This is a genomic window from Treponema medium, from assembly GCF_017161265.1.
GTDB classification, from domain to species: Bacteria; Spirochaetota; Spirochaetia; order Treponematales; family Treponemataceae; genus Treponema; species Treponema medium.
The window spans coordinates 1,550,209-1,567,171 of the sequence record NZ_CP031393.1 but is presented as its reverse complement, the minus strand read 5'-3'; the positions used below and the strand labels follow the sequence as shown (position 1 = coordinate 1,567,171).

8 protein-coding genes and 1 pseudogene are annotated in these 16,963 nt (G+C 43.1%); 3 read left to right on the top strand and 6 right to left on the bottom strand.

The window, feature by feature from the left end; genetic code table 11:
* Positions 1-109 precede the first annotated feature (109 nt).
* From DWB79_RS06915 to DWB79_RS06905, 3 genes are all read right to left on the bottom strand, one after another.
* A complete protein-coding gene (locus DWB79_RS06915; protein ID WP_206180989.1) occupies positions 110-5,152 on the bottom strand; it encodes a hypothetical protein in 5,043 nt (1,680 codons plus the stop codon).
* Between the two features lie 249 nt (positions 5,153-5,401).
* Positions 5,402-10,345, bottom strand: a complete 4,944-nt coding sequence (locus DWB79_RS06910) for a hypothetical protein (protein ID WP_206180987.1) — start codon at positions 10,343-10,345, stop codon at positions 5,402-5,404.
* Positions 10,346-10,822: 477 nt separating this feature from the next.
* Positions 10,823-11,980: an ISAs1 family transposase gene (locus DWB79_RS06905; RefSeq protein ID WP_016523315.1), complete on the bottom strand. Its 1,158-nt coding sequence runs from the start codon at positions 11,978-11,980 to the stop codon at positions 10,823-10,825.
* A 295-nt stretch (positions 11,981-12,275) separates the two neighbouring features.
* On the opposite strand from DWB79_RS06905, the gene DWB79_RS06900 reads away from it, so the two are divergent.
* The gene (locus DWB79_RS06900; protein ID WP_016523314.1) at positions 12,276-13,547 is read left to right on the top strand and encodes a glucose-1-phosphate adenylyltransferase; all 1,272 of its coding nucleotides are present in this window, start codon (positions 12,276-12,278) and stop codon (positions 13,545-13,547) included.
* Between the two features lie 179 nt (positions 13,548-13,726).
* Here DWB79_RS06900 and DWB79_RS06895 read toward each other — a convergent pair whose 3' ends face one another.
* The gene (locus DWB79_RS06895) at positions 13,727-13,885 is read right to left on the bottom strand and encodes a hypothetical protein (RefSeq protein WP_016523313.1); all 159 of its coding nucleotides are present in this window, start codon (positions 13,883-13,885) and stop codon (positions 13,727-13,729) included.
* A gap of 35 nt (positions 13,886-13,920) precedes the next feature.
* On the opposite strand from DWB79_RS06895, the gene DWB79_RS06890 reads away from it, so the two are divergent.
* The gene (locus DWB79_RS06890) at positions 13,921-14,199 is read left to right on the top strand and encodes a BrnT family toxin (protein WP_016523312.1); all 279 of its coding nucleotides are present in this window, start codon (positions 13,921-13,923) and stop codon (positions 14,197-14,199) included.
* Positions 14,165-14,467 (top strand): BrnA antitoxin family protein, encoded by a 303-nt coding sequence (locus DWB79_RS06885; protein ID WP_016523311.1) that lies wholly within the window; start codon positions 14,165-14,167, stop codon positions 14,465-14,467. The genes DWB79_RS06890 and DWB79_RS06885 overlap by 35 nt, the downstream gene beginning before the upstream one ends.
* Before the next feature lie 516 nt (positions 14,468-14,983).
* Here DWB79_RS06885 and DWB79_RS06880 read toward each other — a convergent pair.
* Both DWB79_RS06880 and DWB79_RS12300 read right to left on the bottom strand, forming a co-directional pair.
* The gene (locus tag DWB79_RS06880) at positions 14,984-15,853 is read right to left on the bottom strand and encodes an alpha/beta hydrolase family protein (RefSeq protein WP_016523310.1); all 870 of its coding nucleotides are present in this window, start codon (positions 15,851-15,853) and stop codon (positions 14,984-14,986) included.
* Positions 15,854-15,950: 97 nt separating this feature from the next.
* A pseudogene (locus tag DWB79_RS12300) lies at positions 15,951-16,823 on the bottom strand (nuclease/transposase family protein).
* Positions 16,824-16,963: the final 140 nt, after the last annotated feature.

Sequence of the window (16,963 nt, the reverse complement as noted above, 5' to 3'; positions counted from 1 at the left end):
GAAAGAGTATAAAATCAATATCCCCCACTACCCACTTTCGCCCACACAAAAAAAGGGCTGTCCTTTTAGAACAGCCCTTTAATTTTACTGATGTTAATCCCTTAAATCGTTAATCCGCTAAATCGGGCATTCGGGTTAAATATTCAATGCCTTTACTTCCTGATTGATTATTAGAGTACCCGATAACCGGTCTACCGTCAGTTCCAACGCCGATATTAAACCGGTTGGAATCGCTGTCTACAATGCGTGTGGGAATAATTTGCGATTCCCATGCACCGGTAAACTTATCGTTATTATTTACACCGCTGGCAAGAGAGGCGACAGCAGGCACACCATTATTCGCTTTATACCATGCAACCTTGGCAACAGTTCCAAGTCCTTTGTAAGCAATATACGGCGTGTTACCGTGTACCGTAAGCGTCAATTTCCCTCCAACGGCAAGATACGAATCAACTTTTACCATTTTTCTGTTAGCAGGATTGCTGTATTCCGGGATATAAATATATTTTACATCACCGCCGAAAGAATCTTGATATGCAATATGAACATGTTTGTCTTTGTCTACTACCATGCTCACATAGTCCCCGCCGCAGTTCGTATCAAGTACAACAGGAGTTGACCATGACGTATTTTCATCATTTGTTGCGTAGATATAGTTGAGCGATGTGCCGCTATAGTAAACCAGAATACCGCGTGCAGCAGTAACAATAGTGCCTGTCTCCGTAACCGGAACACCCGCGGCAGCGGAATACACCCCATTACCGTCGCCGGTTGCGAATACTTGCGGCAGCGTTGTGGTACCGCTATAGTTACCAGTGGTATTAAATCTTCTGTTATCATTGTTGCTATCATTGTAAGAAGGCCAGTTAGTACTATTATACGTTACTTGATTCAGCTCATTCTTATTGATATAGAGGTTGAGCGTTTCGGTATCCTTGTGTACCTTATGTGCATTTGCACTGTTATTATTCCCTACAAGGGTTGTATCCGTTCCGACTTTAAAATACCGGAATATAACGCGGTCATCAAGCGCATCATAGGTAGAATAAAATACGTGCGATAGGCTGTCGGTACCAACCATTTTGATGCAGGGATATTGATATCTATCCAAAACAGCTGTAACCCCGCTCTTGTATAAACCGTCCATCCAAACGTTATAATTCCTAAAAAAATATGACGTTCCATTCGGTGTTGTATCGGGCGGATTATAGAAAAAGTTTGTCATTATTCCGCCGGTATCGGGAGCCTTCCCAGTGCCCCGAAGCGCAACATTGATATCGAATAAGGCAGCCCTGCTGTTATCGCTATTTAACGCAAGCGCAGAAAAGGTGAATAAATCCCAGTTTGAATATATTTTTATTTCAGCGCTTCCATCCCAGAATTCCGCAAGACCATATCCGCCGGCATTATTGACGTACGCAAACTGAGGGGTGTTTTCCTTCATTACCATAGAAGGATAGACGGCATTTTTTGCATAAGTTGCAACAGTACTCTCCCATAGCGGTGTAAAATCCCACAGTTCAATTTTGCAGTCATTATCCGCACTTGCTTGAATAAGCGATGCCTCTTTATTGTATTCGGCTGCATTATTATCAATATTATTGATACTCGGAATATCGTTTACAATAAATGTAAGATACCCGTTGCCGGCAGCTTTCATAATTACCTTCCATTTGCTATTATCACCGGCGGTAACCTGAGAAGCGGTAAGCCCCGTACCTTTCTTTGTTGTACCTTCAAGCGCTGTTTTAAACTTGGATAAACGGATGTCGGAATCATTGCCTGAAAGTGTTGTAGGCTGCAAATTAAATCCTGTTACGGTTACGGTTTCATATTCCGACGCAGATGCTTTTGCCCGTACAGTATATGCCCCCGCCGCACTGCGCATAAAATCTTTTCCAAGCAGTGTTTTAATACCGGTTTCAACTTCTGTAATATACGGCACGACATCAACCTTCCTGCTATCAGACGCGGTATTTGTTTGAGCGGTATCTTTTACCGTTACCGTAACGGTTTTATCCAAGCCCACGCCGTTCGCTATCTTTGAGCTATCCCAATCGAGCTGCCATTTAACGGTATGCCCCTTTTCTACGCTGAACTCATTCGATACAACAGTAAACTTCCAACCGTCTGTATCAAAATTATCGGGTTCTACCGTAAAAGTACCGTTTGCAGTATTATACGCCGCCAGTTTCGTTTCGCCTCCCAAAACGGCGCCGGCTACACCGGTAAATGTAAAGCCGTCGATCTTTGCCCAAATTTCCGTGATAACCTGATCATCATACGCAGTTCCCGTAATGCTTATTTTACCGGAAACTTTATCGTCTTTATCCATAAGACCGGTTGTTTGGTTAAAAGTACTTGGTAAATCGGTTCCTATTTCGATATGTCCGTTATCGCGGCTGTTGCCGTATAAGCTGTTTTCAGTTTCGGAAACCCACTTAAATGGATTTATCTCGTTTGTGGGCGCAATTCTGTCTGTAGTATCGACAATAACATCAAGTTCCAGCTCTGCCATCCACGTATCGGTACCGCAGGTTAACCCCTGTGCGGAATCCCATACGGTAAGAAGAAGCTTACGCTTTTTGGGGTCGCTTGTGGCAAGGTCATCACTTTGACCTATTTTAGTAAAATCAGCCGCATTCAGCGTAATGACGCCATTTGAAGGTAATGCAGTTAGATTCCGAATGTCAGTACCGTTTGTTACGCATTTCAGCGTATACTTTTTAGCGCCGCTTCCGCCGCCGGTTCCAATTTTAATGTGCGACGTATTGTTTTTAAACCTAAACGTACCGCCGTCAGCTTTACCGTGCCAATCGTATTGTTTGCTGTCGATACCGTCAGGATTTGCTGCGTTATATGTCAGCGTCAATGTCTTAGTTTCAACCGTAGAGCCGACATCCGCGATAGCACCGTTCCGGTTCATATCCGTTCCCAATGCTACAGCACTTATCCTCAAAGGCTCCTTTTTAAGTTTTATGGGTACTTTAATCGGAGCAGAGACATTATTTGCGCGGTCAATCGGCGTAATGACGATTTCCCCTATGCCGTCTGCAAAACCGTTTACATTAATCTCACCCTTCCATGTTACAAAGTTGGCATCGCCGTTACCGACATCCGTTTGCACGCCGCTCGGAAACTCCAAAGCAACTTCGGTTGCAGAAGGATCGCCATATTTTACTTTGACCTTTTCAACTCCCGCGCCTACATCATACGCAGCGCCGGATACCCACACTTTACCGCTCGTGTCAGGCTTCAAATATTCAATGGGGCTGTAAATAAGATACCCCTTTGTAGGATTGGCCGGAGCAGACGCAAGCGTAACTTCGCCAGTATTCTTGTCGAATGCGGTAATTTCAATATCCTCGCCCGAAGTAAAAAGCTTCATCGACGTACTGATATTTGTTTTTCCTTTCAATGCATAGTCGGTAAACGAAGTACCGCTCACCGTTACGATACCCGACGAATATATTTTTGTACCAAACACTGCTGTAGGCTTACTGTTATCATACTTAAAGGAGAATGAAGTTGAAGCTGTTAAACCGTCTATATCTCCTTGTTTTTGTTTTTTAGCCTTTATCATAACGTTAATAGTAAATCCGTTATTATTTGTGGGATTCGCCGTCGTCTTTAACGGAATCCGCATTTTGTAATTGTGGCCGTCTTGTTCAAAACACTGCTGATTATGCAGCTTATAGCCGGTTATTTCGCTGTTTCCCGTTAAAGAGACATCCTGACCGATATAGGTACCGCTTATATCTATTCTTTCGATACCGGCATCATGCGATAAATCTGCACATAAATAAAGATCATCTCCCTTTATCCACATATTTGAAACATAGTCTTGGTTTTCAGGGTCTATCGGCCATGATGGAATGGGCGTGTTGATATTACCATCCGTTGCAACTTTCATACCGGTAATGGTCGGAGCCGCTTTATCGATGGTAACTTTAATCGGCGCTGTCCATTGACCGGCAATATTCTTATCATTTTTACCACGCAATCTAAACCAAATAACCCGCTGCGTACCGCTTGAAGCGTCAAATTCTTTACTTTTGTTTATTTCTACCGACCAATACGGACTTCCCTCCGTATATGATAATTGTTTCCCCTCAGAAGGACACCAGTCAGTACTGCCGAATACAGCACTCTCGCTAAAATCCGGTTTATCGGAAGCATCTACCTTATCGGTAATCTGAATCATCACCGCCTTGACCACTCCCGCTGCAGGATTGGGCACGCTCACTGTTCCCCAAATACGGATCGTACCGCCTAAAACTTTATCCGCGTCAGGCGATCGTACCGTTACTTCAGGAATATCTCCGTTCGGGTCTACTCTTATTATGTGCCTGACAATACCGGCATTGCCTGCTTTATCTTCCACTAAAAAGAAGAGTGGAATATCATACAGTTCTACTCCCGCTGCAAGCCCGTCAACCTTTTTTCCGAGACTTTCGGCTTTTGTTTTTTGCGTGATATTATCCGCATCGGTAAAGGTAATAGCCCATGTATCTCCCGATAATTCAAACGCTTTCCACTCTGCAGTGGTTTCATCAGGCTTTTTCGTTATATCGCTGCTATCTTGTTTACCGACGATATATTTTATGCTTTTTACACCGCTGGGTATATCGATAACCGATCCGCGCATCGTAAAATCACCACTCTGATTTTTAGATAAATCGGGACTCAGTATTTCTATTTGGGGCGGTCTGTTGTCTATTTTATAGTTTTTTGTAATTGTAGATGGCTTTCCACCCTTGTCGGTAACGGTAACGATTGCTTCATATTCACCGTCGGGAATAGCGTATCCATTTTCATTCGCTTCGTTGTCTATATGAACCGTCCACTCTACCGAGGCGCTGCCTTTGCTAAATCCTCCGACGTCATATACTTGGCTCATTTGTTTCGTTTTGATGTTTTTAAAAACAACCGAAATCGATTGGATACCATCGTCATCGTTCGCCTTCCCCTTTAAGTCAAATGAACCGCGTATTGCCCCCCCCCCATCAGGATGGGTAATCTCCCCAATCGGCGGAAGAATATCTATCTGACCGCCTAAACCGATATTGTTCTTACACGTCGTAAATAAGGCTGTAAAGCACATTATCAATGCTGCTACTAATGCTGTTTTTCCAATACGTGCCTTTTTCATACACTGCTCCTTTGCTTTTATACTATACCAAGAGTATCCCGCCTCTCATATTGGCAGTAATACCTCAGAACTTTATTCGTGCGGAGGATTTAATACCCCGACGCTTGCGTCGTAATAAAGGGTATTAAAGCCGACTGCAACCACCTTATAGAACACACAGTGCGAAACGTTGAGCACTGTGCCCCGACGCTTGCGTCGGGGTTGTTGATTAACGATGCCCAAAACTTTTATTTTACTTTACAAAAGCAACTACTTGCCTACATAGAATGCAGCGCGGTAATCCGAACTGGTTTTAAACCCTACCGCAACAGGCATCTTCTCCGTAGTATTGTAATGCTTTGCCTTCGTTTCAATACAGATACGGCCGCTTGCCGCCCGTTGGTTAAGCGGAGCGGTCATTGTTTCCCAGCCTTCTTCATTCGTTCCCGTATTGTTAAAGTCCATAGAGGTTTTATAGGCAATGCGGATAGCATCGTATGAATTGGGACGGGACACATACGTGATATACGGAGTTGCGCCGTCCATGGTCATATCTATAGACGTACCGGAATCATCCAGTACTTCCGACTTTCCAAACGTATACTTTGTTGAACCGTCATTAGGAGTATTCGTAGATTTTACGTATACGAGTTCTCCCTTGGTGTTTTGGAATGCAATATGCAGAACTCCATCGCTGCCGATACATGCATTGATGTAGTCGCTTGCATTCTTACCATTCTTGTCCGAAGAAGCGAGAACGCTTTGTATCTTCCAATGATTGGGCGAACTAGGCTGTTTTGACGTACTTCTTGCAAGGCGCAAGCTTCCTGTAGCAGCATCCATGTACACTACAACAGGATATCCGTCCTTAGTTACCGTAACGGCGATGGATTCCCACACCGCACTTGAAACGGAAAGTCCCTCTTCAAAGCTGTTCGTGTTCAGTACATACGGCTTCGCCACAGCAGTTGAACCGTCAGGATTTACAAATGTAAATGTTTTTTGAGCATCCGGAGCACCAGCCGGAGCGTCAGGTACTTTGCATTCGCTATCGGTTACGTCGGTATTGCCGTCAATGACGCACCACGGAAGCGCTTGACCACTTGTATTCGGCTTTTTGCTGTCATCTACCCAGGCGAATTTTACGGCTCCGGTCAACCGATCATAGTAAACCGTATAAATATTGTCTCCGGAACGCACTGTCCGTATGTTTTTAAACTGCTGCAATTCGTTATCATAGGTAAACAGTTCAAACCGGTATATCCTAAAATAACGATTCGGGGTTATACAGACCTCTACCAGAGATGCATCTTTATCATAGAGATATAAGCCCCCAGCATTTGCAGATTGGGTATCGTTCCAAGGATAACTAGAGTCTCCATTTCCCCAGTCAAAATCACGACCTCCATGATAATTTGCAGCATACAGTACATTTACTTCCGCTCCATTCACGGTTATATCGGTTTCTTCCGGCGGGTCATATCCGGTAAATACTCTTGTTGCACCATCTCCGGCTGTAACAGAACCACTTCCTGTAAATGCATTTGAATAATACACTTCCGACTTTGAATAATTACTGAACGAAGCATACAGTGTTCCGTCAGTTCCTTTACTCATTGCAGGATAAATGGCATTTTTGCTGCCCTTAAACGTATCTTCTTTATTTACACGCCAGATATGCACAAATCTGTCGTCAGAATGTTTTGCGGTTCCGTATGTATTGGATTTTTCCATATTGCTTTCGGTATACGCATTTGTATTATTCACCGCAGCGACACCGTTTACCACAAGATGCAGATACCCGTCTTTTGCCGTATTGGGAACTGTAAAGGTAAAACTCTTCTTATCACCACTTAAAGTAAGACTCTCCATTGCAACTGAAGAACCGGTTCCGTCTTTATTTTCAGTAATCTTTAAAGAGGGAGCGTTTCCTTCAAAGTTAAAGCCTGTAATCGTATTGCCAGCTTCCCCACGGAGTAAGGGTATCGCGCCGCTTCGCGCTCTGTTTGTATTGTATGTACTGTTTCTACTGACACCGGTAATATACGGCACGACATCGACCTTCCGCTCTTTTGAAACCGTATTGGTTTGAGCGGTATCTTTTACCGTTACCATAATCGTTTTATTCAAGCCGACACCGCCTGTTATCTTTGAGCTATCCCAATCGAGCTGCCATTTAACGGTATGACCCTTTTCAACACTGAACTCATTCGATACAACAGTAAACTTCCATCCGTTTGTATCAACATTACCGGATTCTACCGTAAAATTACCGGTTGAAGTACTATACGTTGCAAGCCTGTGACCTACTTGAGCATCCGTAGTACTTGCACCGGTGAACGTAAAGCCGTCGATCTTTGCCCAAATTTCCGTAATAACCTGATCGTCATACGCAGTACCGGTAATGCTTATTTTGCCGGAAACCTGCGAATTACCGCTTGCCTTGATTTCGATGTGTCCGTTATCGCGGCTGTTGCCGTACAAACTGTTTTCAGTTTCGGAAACCCACTTAAATGGATCAATAGTGTTTGTAGGCGCAATTCTGTCTGTAGTATCGACAATAACATCAAGTTCCAGTTCTGCCATCCACGTATCGGTACCGCAGGTTAACCCCTGTGCGGAATCCCATACGGTAAGAAGAAGCTTACGCTTTTTGGGGTCGCTTGTGGCAAGGTCATCACTTTGACCTATTTTAGTAAAATCAGCCGCATTCAGCGTAATAACGCCATCTGAAGGTAAAGCTATTAGATTCCGAATGTCAGTACCGTTTGTTACGCATTTCAGTGTATACTTTTTAGCGCCGCTTCCGCCGACAGTTCCAATTTTAATGTGCGACGTATTGTTTTTAAACCTAAACGTACCGCCGTCAGCTTTACCGTGCCAATCATATTTTTCACTGTCGATACCGTCAGGATTTGCTGCGTTATATGTCAGCGCCAATGTTTTGGTTTCAACCACCGTAGAGCCGACATCCGCGATAGCGCCGTTCCGGTTCATATCCGTTCCCAATGCTACAGAATCTATCTTCAAAGGCTCCTTTTTAAGTTTTACGGGTACTTCAATCGGAGCAGAGGCATTATTTGCACGGTCAATCGGCGTAATGACGATTTTCCCCGTACCATCTACAAAGCTGCTGACATCGAGTTCACCTTTCCATGTTACAAAGTTTACATCACCGTTACCGACATCCGTTCGCACGCCGCTCGGAAACTCTAAAGTCATTTTGCTTGATGCAACACCATTATAGTTTACTTCAACTTTTTCAACTCCCGCACCTACATCATACGCAGCGCCGGATACCCACACTTTACCGCTCGTGTCAGGCGTCAAATATTCAATGGGGCTGTAAATAAGATACCCCTTTGTAGGATTGGCTGGAGCAGACGCAAGCGTAACTTCGCCGGTATTCTTGTCGAATGCGGTAATTGCAATATCCTCGCCCGAAGCAAAAAACTTCATCGAAGTATTGATATTTGTTTTCCCTATTAACGCAGGGTCGGTAAACAAAGTTCCATTTACCTGCACGGTACCAGATGAAGCTATTTTCGTACCGAACACCGCTGTAGGAGCAGTATTATCGTATTTAAAAGAGAACGAAGTTGAAGCGGTTAAACCGTCTATATCTCCTTGTTTTTGTTTTTTAGCCTTTATCATAACGTTAATAGTAAATCCGTTATTATTTGCAGGATTCGCCGTCGTCTTTAACGGAATCCGCATTTTGTAGTTATGACCGTCTTGTTCAAAACACTGCTGATTATGCAGCTTATAGCCGGTTATTTCGCTGTTCCCCGTTAAAGAAACCTCCTGACCGATATAGGTACCGTTTATATCTATTCTTTCGATACCGGCATCATGCGATAAATCTGCACATAAATAAAGATCATCTCCCTTTATCCACATATTTGAAACATAGTCTTGGTTTTCAGGGTCTATCGGCCATGATGGAATGGGCGTGTTGATATTACCATCCGTTGCAACTTTCATACCGGTAATGGTCGGAGCCGCTTTATCGATGGTAACTTTAATCGGCGCTGTCCATTGACCGGCAATATTCTTATCATTTTTACCACGCAATCTAAACCAAATAACCCGCTGCGTACCGCTTGAAGCGTCAAATTCTTTACTTTTGTTTATTTCTACCGACCAATACGGACTTCCCTCCGTATATGATAATTGTTTCCCCTCAGAAGGACACCAGTCAGTACTGCCGAATACAGCACTCTCGCTAAAATCCGGTTTATCGGAAGCATCTACCTTATCGGTAATCTGAATCATCACCGCCTTGACCACTCCCGCTGCAGGATTGGGCACGCTCACTGTTCCCCAAATACGGATCGTACCGCCTAAAACTTTATCCGCGTCAGGCGATCGTACCGTTATTTCAGGAATATCTCCGTTCGGGTCTACTCTTATTATGTGACTGACAATACCGGCATTGCCTGCTTTATCTTCCACTAAAAAGAAGAGTGGAATATCATACAGTTCTACTCCCGCTGCAAGCCCGTCAACCTTTTTACCGAGACTTTCAGCTTTTGCTTTTTGCGTGATACTATCCGCATTAGTAAAATCGATCGTCCATATATCTGCCAATACATCAAGCGAGTTCCAATTGGTAGCGTCTTTAGCAGGCTCTTTCGTTATATCGCTGCTATCTTGTTTACCGACGATATATTTTATGCTTTTTACACCGCTGAGTATATCGATAACCGACCCGCGCATCGTAAAATCACCACTCTGATTTTTAGATAAATCGGGACTCAGTATTTCTATTTGGGGCGGTCTATTATCTATTTTATAATTCTTTGTAATTTTGGATGGTTTTCCACCCTTGTCGGTAACGGTAACGATTGCTTCATATTCACCGTCAGGAATATCGTATCCATTTTCATTCGCTTCGTTGTCTATATGAACCGTCCACTCTACCGAGGCGCTGCCTTTGCTAAATCCTCCGACGTCATATACTTGGCTCTTTTGTTTCGTTTTGATGTTTTCAAAAACAACCGAAATCGATTGGATACCATCGTCATCGCTCGCTGTCCCCTTTAAGACAAATGAACCGCGTATTGCCCCTCCCCCATCAGGATAGGTAATTTCCCCAATCGGCGGAAGAATATCTATCTGACCGCCTAAACCGATATTGTTCTTACAAGCAAAGCCTGTAATAGCCGCTAATACAATCAGTACAAGGAATACTGCACGATCCATCTTTTTCATAAGCATTTTCTCCACTTCATTTAGCAAGCATTCTTAACACACTCCGGTGGTAAAAACGCACTATAATAGACCTATTCGATAAATGCGCTTTCGAATAGGTCGACGAGTTCTAAATCGCACAAATAGCACGATTTAGAACATCGCATTTCAAGGTACCCTGTTCAGAAACGGAAGTTTCCGAACAGGTTTAATTTCTTCTGCTTCGCTTCTCTGCGACAGACTTTACCGTCTTGCTTTCCCGTTTGAGCGGTAACGACATGACCGGCACAACTTTCTGCTATCCCACCTCTCATATCGACAGTAAGACCTTAGAACTTTATTCTTGTTAATGATAGACTTTTTGTACAATTACGTTTATGGATAACTTTTAGAGGACGGCACAATACCGCATAGATTACTAAATATCATTTAATGATATATCGATAATTCAATACTTTGTCAAGCGCAGGGATTCCGCATTATAACGACTGCAATACTCTATCGAGGCAATCTTCTCGTTTGTTGCTTATGGAGAAGCGGCATTTTCTTTGCTTTTATGATATCCGAAAAGTCAACCTGTTTGAGTATATTCAAGACAATTTTTCGTAAGACGCTTAAGTTTGCTGCCGCATTGTCTTTTCGTACAAGACAATAATCCTCATCGAGAATTGCATCGAGAACCCAATGCAGGTTATTTTCTATCCCCCAATGAGCCCTCATCGCAAATGCTGCCTTGTGCACATCTGTCAGTGAGGTCAAAAAATATCTTTGTTCAACGGATTTCTTCCCAGTCTTCTTTACCGTTCTTTCGCACACGAGCATTCCAACGCCATTGAGATTCTTCCATTCATCTTTTTCTGAAAGCCAATCAATATTCCCGCAAAGATAACAGGTGCGTTTTTCAATTCGTCCGTGTCCAATTTCAAGGCTATATTCTCCTCGCTGAATATTGTAATACTGACAATAAGCGTCATCACAAGGGTGCTCAAAAAACTCTTTTACATCCCGATGGATCGATTGCTGATTTCCTTTCAGAGAAATGACATACTCCGCTTCCTTTTCTGCTATTTTCTCAACGATTTTTTTCTGGCAACCCATCGCATCTATAGTAATAATCATCCCTTTTAAGTCTAACAGATCCAGAAGTTCAGGAATGGCGGTGATTTCATTTGATTTTTCTTCTGTTTTCACCTGCCCAAAACACACACCCAGAGAGTGCGCCCAAGCCGAAACAACATGAGCGGCTTTATGGGCTCTTTTATCTTCGCCGGTTGGTGCATATTCAGAGCGCCGGATAGTTTTTCCGTCAATCGCCAATACTTCATTTTCTGCAATATGCTTGCCGAATGTCTCTCGTGCATATTCTATGAATACTTTTTCAAGCTGCTTTGCATCAATCCTTGCAAGCACTCGCAGAATCGTATCGCTGCTGGGGATGCCATTTTCCAGTTTCAGATATTTTTTAAGGGTTTGTTCGCTTAATGTCGCATAAAATTGTATTTGTTCTATGCTTTTATACCCGCACAACACTCCCACAAACACGAGCATCAGTATATCGACGAGATTGTGTTTCTTGCATCTTTCGATTCTTTCGTCTTTAATGTTCTCAAATGATTCTTGTAATGTCATTGTTCCACCCCAAGAACATTTTACCATCTTTTATACCGTGTGAGCTACTGTTTTTTTGACACTATTTATAATGCGGAATCCCTGTTGTCAAGCGGGCGCATTGCATCACGTTAAATCTAACCGAAAAAGAAGCGGTGCATCACATAAAAATCAAACCGAATTTTTAAAGATAGCCAAGAATAATTCTTATTTATTTTATGGCAAAAAATAAAAAACTCGTTTATACTTATAGTAGAACAACGCTTAAATCTCAGTGTGTTCATAGATACTTCTCTCGGTTTTTGCGGAATGCGCCCCTGCAAATATCATAAAAGGAGGATATATGCCGAAAGTATTATCGATTATCTTGGGAGGCGGAAAAGGAACCCGTTTATACCCGCTTACTCAATCCCGTTCAAAGCCGGCTGTACCGTTCGGAGGGAAACACCGTATTGTCGATATACCTATCTCCAACTGTATTAACTCTGGTCTTAGGCAAATTTATGTATTGACTCAATTTAACTCCGCATCGCTGCATCTGCACATTGCACGGGCATACCGTTTTGACAGTTTTTCAAACGGTTTTGTTGAAATCCTTGCTGCAGAACAGACATTTGAGCATTCGGGTTGGTACGAAGGAACCGCGGATGCAGTAAGAAAAAACTTTCCTCACTTTAAAACGCAAGATCCGAAATACTATATCATCCTTTCAGGCGATCAATTATACCGTATGAACTTAAAAGAGTTTTTAGCGCAGCACGAAGCTTCCGGTGCAGACATTACCATCGCCTGTACGGCAGTAAACCGCCGCGACGCTTCCGGATTCGGTATTATGCAGATTGATAAAAAATCGAATATTACCGCTTTTATGGAAAAGCCCGGTCCCGATAGAAACATTGATGAATGGAAGATCCCTGCACAGTCGGGTATTTCGGTCGCAAGCCCCGATAAAGAATATCTCGCGTCGATGGGTATTTATATCTTTAATGCAAAGGCGATGGAAGACTGCTTAAACAACAACATGACCGATTTCGGAAAAGAAATTATTCCCGCTTCAATTAAAGATCATAAGGTTTCGGCGTTTGTGCATAACGGTTATTGGGAAGACATTGGTACTATCCGCAGTTTTTACGAAGCAAACCTCGATTTAACGGAAATTACTCCACAGTTTAACTTTTATGATGCGGAAGCGCCGATTTATACTCACTACCGAAATCTGCCGGCTTCAAAAATCAACGGGGCGCAGTTGGATCGCGTTACCTGTAGTGAAGGCTGTGTTATTACCTATGCGACAATTACCCGCTCCGTAATCGGTATCCGAACCATTATCGAATCGGGCAGCGTATTGGAAGGGGTTGTCTGTATGGGAGCGGACTACTACGAATCCGAAAGCAGCAAGGCAGGAGATGAAAAGGCCGACATTCCATGTGTCGGTATCGGAAAGAACTGCCATATTAAAAAAGCGATTATCGATAAAAACGCACGTATCGGGCATAATGTCTCTATCGGTATGGGAGAAATCCCGCCCGACGGCGATTACGGCTATTATCACGTTGTTGACCGCATTTACGTTATCACCAAGAACGCAATTATTCCCGACAACACCGTCATTTAACAAAAAGGGCAGCCGCATCAGGCCGTTTTTAGTAGCCCCGCAGAATAATTGAGGTTGTTCAAGTAGAGTTGAACCTCTTCGCGGTTCAAATGGTCTCACAGCCTCACTCATTCTGCGATTCTTATCTAATCTACCTGATTCGACTGCCCTATTCTGTGCGACCTTTTGCTTTTATGCGTTTATAACGTCTTTTTAAACCATGCAATCGTTTCACCGGTAAGGGTATGCAGCATACTTAAATCGCCGGAGAATACAAGGAACGTATGATCAGCGCCTTCCAGAATAAGGGCGCGGCTTTTTTTGTTCTTGGCACTGTTTACGATATTGACAACACCCATTTCATGATGTACATTATTTTATGGAGTAACCTTTCATGTATTTTGAATGGGACGAGAAGAAAAATAAGACAAATATTAAAAAACATGGCATCTCTTTTGAAGAGGCGTGTCAGATATTTACTGATCCTCACCTTCTTCTTATTCCAGATCCATGTGATTCTGAAGAACGGTGGAATGCCATTGGGTTTGTCGAGACTATCCTGTTTGTTGTCTATACAGAGAGGAATGACGGTACACTGAGGATTATATCAGCTCGCAAGGCGAACAAGGAGGAAATAAATGGCTATAAAAACAATGACTTTAGACGAAATTAATAAATCACCTAAACTATCAAAAGAGCGTATAGAAGAAATAATAGCTTTCGATGAAAAATTTGATGATCCTGACTGCCCTCCGCTCACGTCGGAGCAGCTGGCACAAATGAAACCAGCCCATGTAATACATCCAGAATGGTACAAAGTGAAAAAAGCTGATGTTCATATCAAAATTGATATTGATGTTTTGGAAGCGTTAAAAGCAGGCGGTAAAGGGTATCAAACAAGAATCAACGAAATTTTGCGCCGTGCTGTTATGCCTCAGTAAATCACTCTTGAGATACATCAACAGGCAGATTTAATAGGGTTTAATAGGGTATGAATTTGGAAGATCGAAAAGAACCGTCATTTAACAAAAAGGGCAGCCGCATCAGGCCGTTTTTAGTAGCCCCGCAGAATAAGTGAGGTTGTTCAACCAGAACTGCCAAGGATGGCATCGCTAAAAAATGTACATCCTTGTACATTTTTTAGCTTCGAGTTTTCCTGATGAAAAACTCGATACTGTTTGGAACCACTGACTTCCTGTCAGTACAGCGAGATTTGTGTACGCACAAATCTCGCCTTCAATGCGCCCAAGGATGGGCGTGGGATAGGTCAGAAACAAGTTTTGGAACAAAACTTGTCCTCAACCGATGTACATGGACGTACATCGGTTGAGAGGTACACGGATGTACAACAGTCGAAGATGGTTCAAATGGTCTCATAGCCTCACTCATTCTGCGATTCTTATCTAATCTACCTGATGCGACTGTCCTATTCTGTGCGACCTTTTGCTTTTATGCGTTTATAAAGTCTTTTTAAACCATGCAATCGTTTCGCCGGTAAGGGTATGCAGCATACTTAAATCGCCGGAGAATACAAGGAACGTATGATCAGCGCCTTCCAGAATAAGGGCGCGGCTTTTTTTGTTCTTGGCGCCGGCGGCTATCGTCTGCGCTACGGAAGGCAACACTACATCATCTTTGGAGCCTGCGATGGCTAAAATCGGGGCTTTAATCGCAGCAAGTTCCGCCGGATAATTGATTGCTATTGCATTTTCATAATAAGCGGGGCTTTGTTTAAGCGGCGGCCGCCATGAATAGGTTACTTCATAATAACCGTTTTTCTTTGCTATTTCGTATTGTTCTTGTTCTCCGCTTTTCTGATCGTAGGCACCTGCCCATGTAAGCACACTTTTAAAGACATCATTCCGTGCAGCCGCTAAAAGAGCGAGCCTTCCGCCTTGACTCCATCCCATAATCCCGATTCTTTTTGCATCGATATTCTTCAGTGCGCAAAGATATTGATAGCAGCTCAGAGCGTCTTCGATACCTTTATCATAGGTAAAGTCGATATAATCGCCCTTGCTGTCGCCGTTTCCGATGTAATCGAACCGAATCGTCGCAATACCGGCACGTGCCATTTCAGGCGCAGTGTAATCGTAAGCCATACCTGCCTCATGGCGGTTTGAACCGTTTCCATGCAGCATCACCACTGCAGGAAATTTTTCGTCGGCTTTTCCTTTAGGAAGTGTCAGCGTAGCAGGAATTTCATGATCTCCTGCGGTGATAAATATATCTTGTTCGGTATATTCATACTCTTTCGCACCCGCAGAGGCAAAAACCGGTATCAGCATTGCAGCCGATACACATACAACACAGAGCAATTTTTTCATAACATCTCCTATAAAAAATCGTTGCCGCGAATTGTAGCATATTTAATTATCGCTCTACAATATCGCGCTGCCATCTGCAATACTAGGTAAAGGTAGATTACAGTGCTTCAATATCTTCTTTGGTAAGCCCGGTTGCCTGTGCTATTTTTTGTACAGATAAGCCGAATTGCAATAAGTTCTTTGCCGTTTCAAGCGCTTTTTGGCGGGAACCTTCGGCAAGACCAAGAAATTTACCTCTCGCTTCTCCTTCGACTCTGCCTTGTTCAATACCTTCGTCAAAGGCATCCATCAGGGCTGCCGGTAATATGTGGTATTCTTTCCGTGCTAATTCGTTGTGTTTTACCGTCTGTATCATCTGCTCTATCCTCCTCGTGTAATCGGTTGTTGCTTTGCCTGTTTTCACATACTGTAAAAAACCTTGTAACTCTTGATTGTCTGTTTCTTTAAATGCTTTTGCGTTCTCAATATAATCTTTTTTGTATCTTTTGAAAATATGCGGGTATCTGCGTTGTCGCTTAACAAAAAACAGTCCTCGACGTACAGCAAGTACGCCTGCGGGTGTTTTTTGTACGCTCCTAGCATCTACTCCGCCTATTTACAAAAGGCTAACGGAAGGCTTTTTTAGACAAGTCTGTTTCAGCAGCGGCACGGATGCCGCTGGTTCCATGCAGCAGCGATGTTTTGACACAAGGCAAAACTCGTTTTTCCGATAGGCACGGATGTCTATCGGAAAAAACATTTCTATGTCGTAGGATGTACCGTCTTCATCTTTTACCAGTACATCAAGGCGGACTGTTTTTGCGCCCAAATGAGTCGTAACTGTATTTTGAGACGAAAGATATGTGATTTTATCGATCTGTGTACTAAAGAGCATTTCAAGAAACGGCCGGCACAGCGATTCGTGTTCCATGACTTTACAAAACATAAAGTCATCGGAAATGGTTAGTTCTTCAAAGGGTTTCCTAGTCATTCACATCTCCTACAGTCCTTATACGACCTTCGGAGGAAAATGGCTGGAAAAAGCACTATAATTCACATCAAAAATTCATCATTTCTTAATTAAATCTAACCGAGTATTTGGAATAATCCATAAATTATAAAAACATCCGA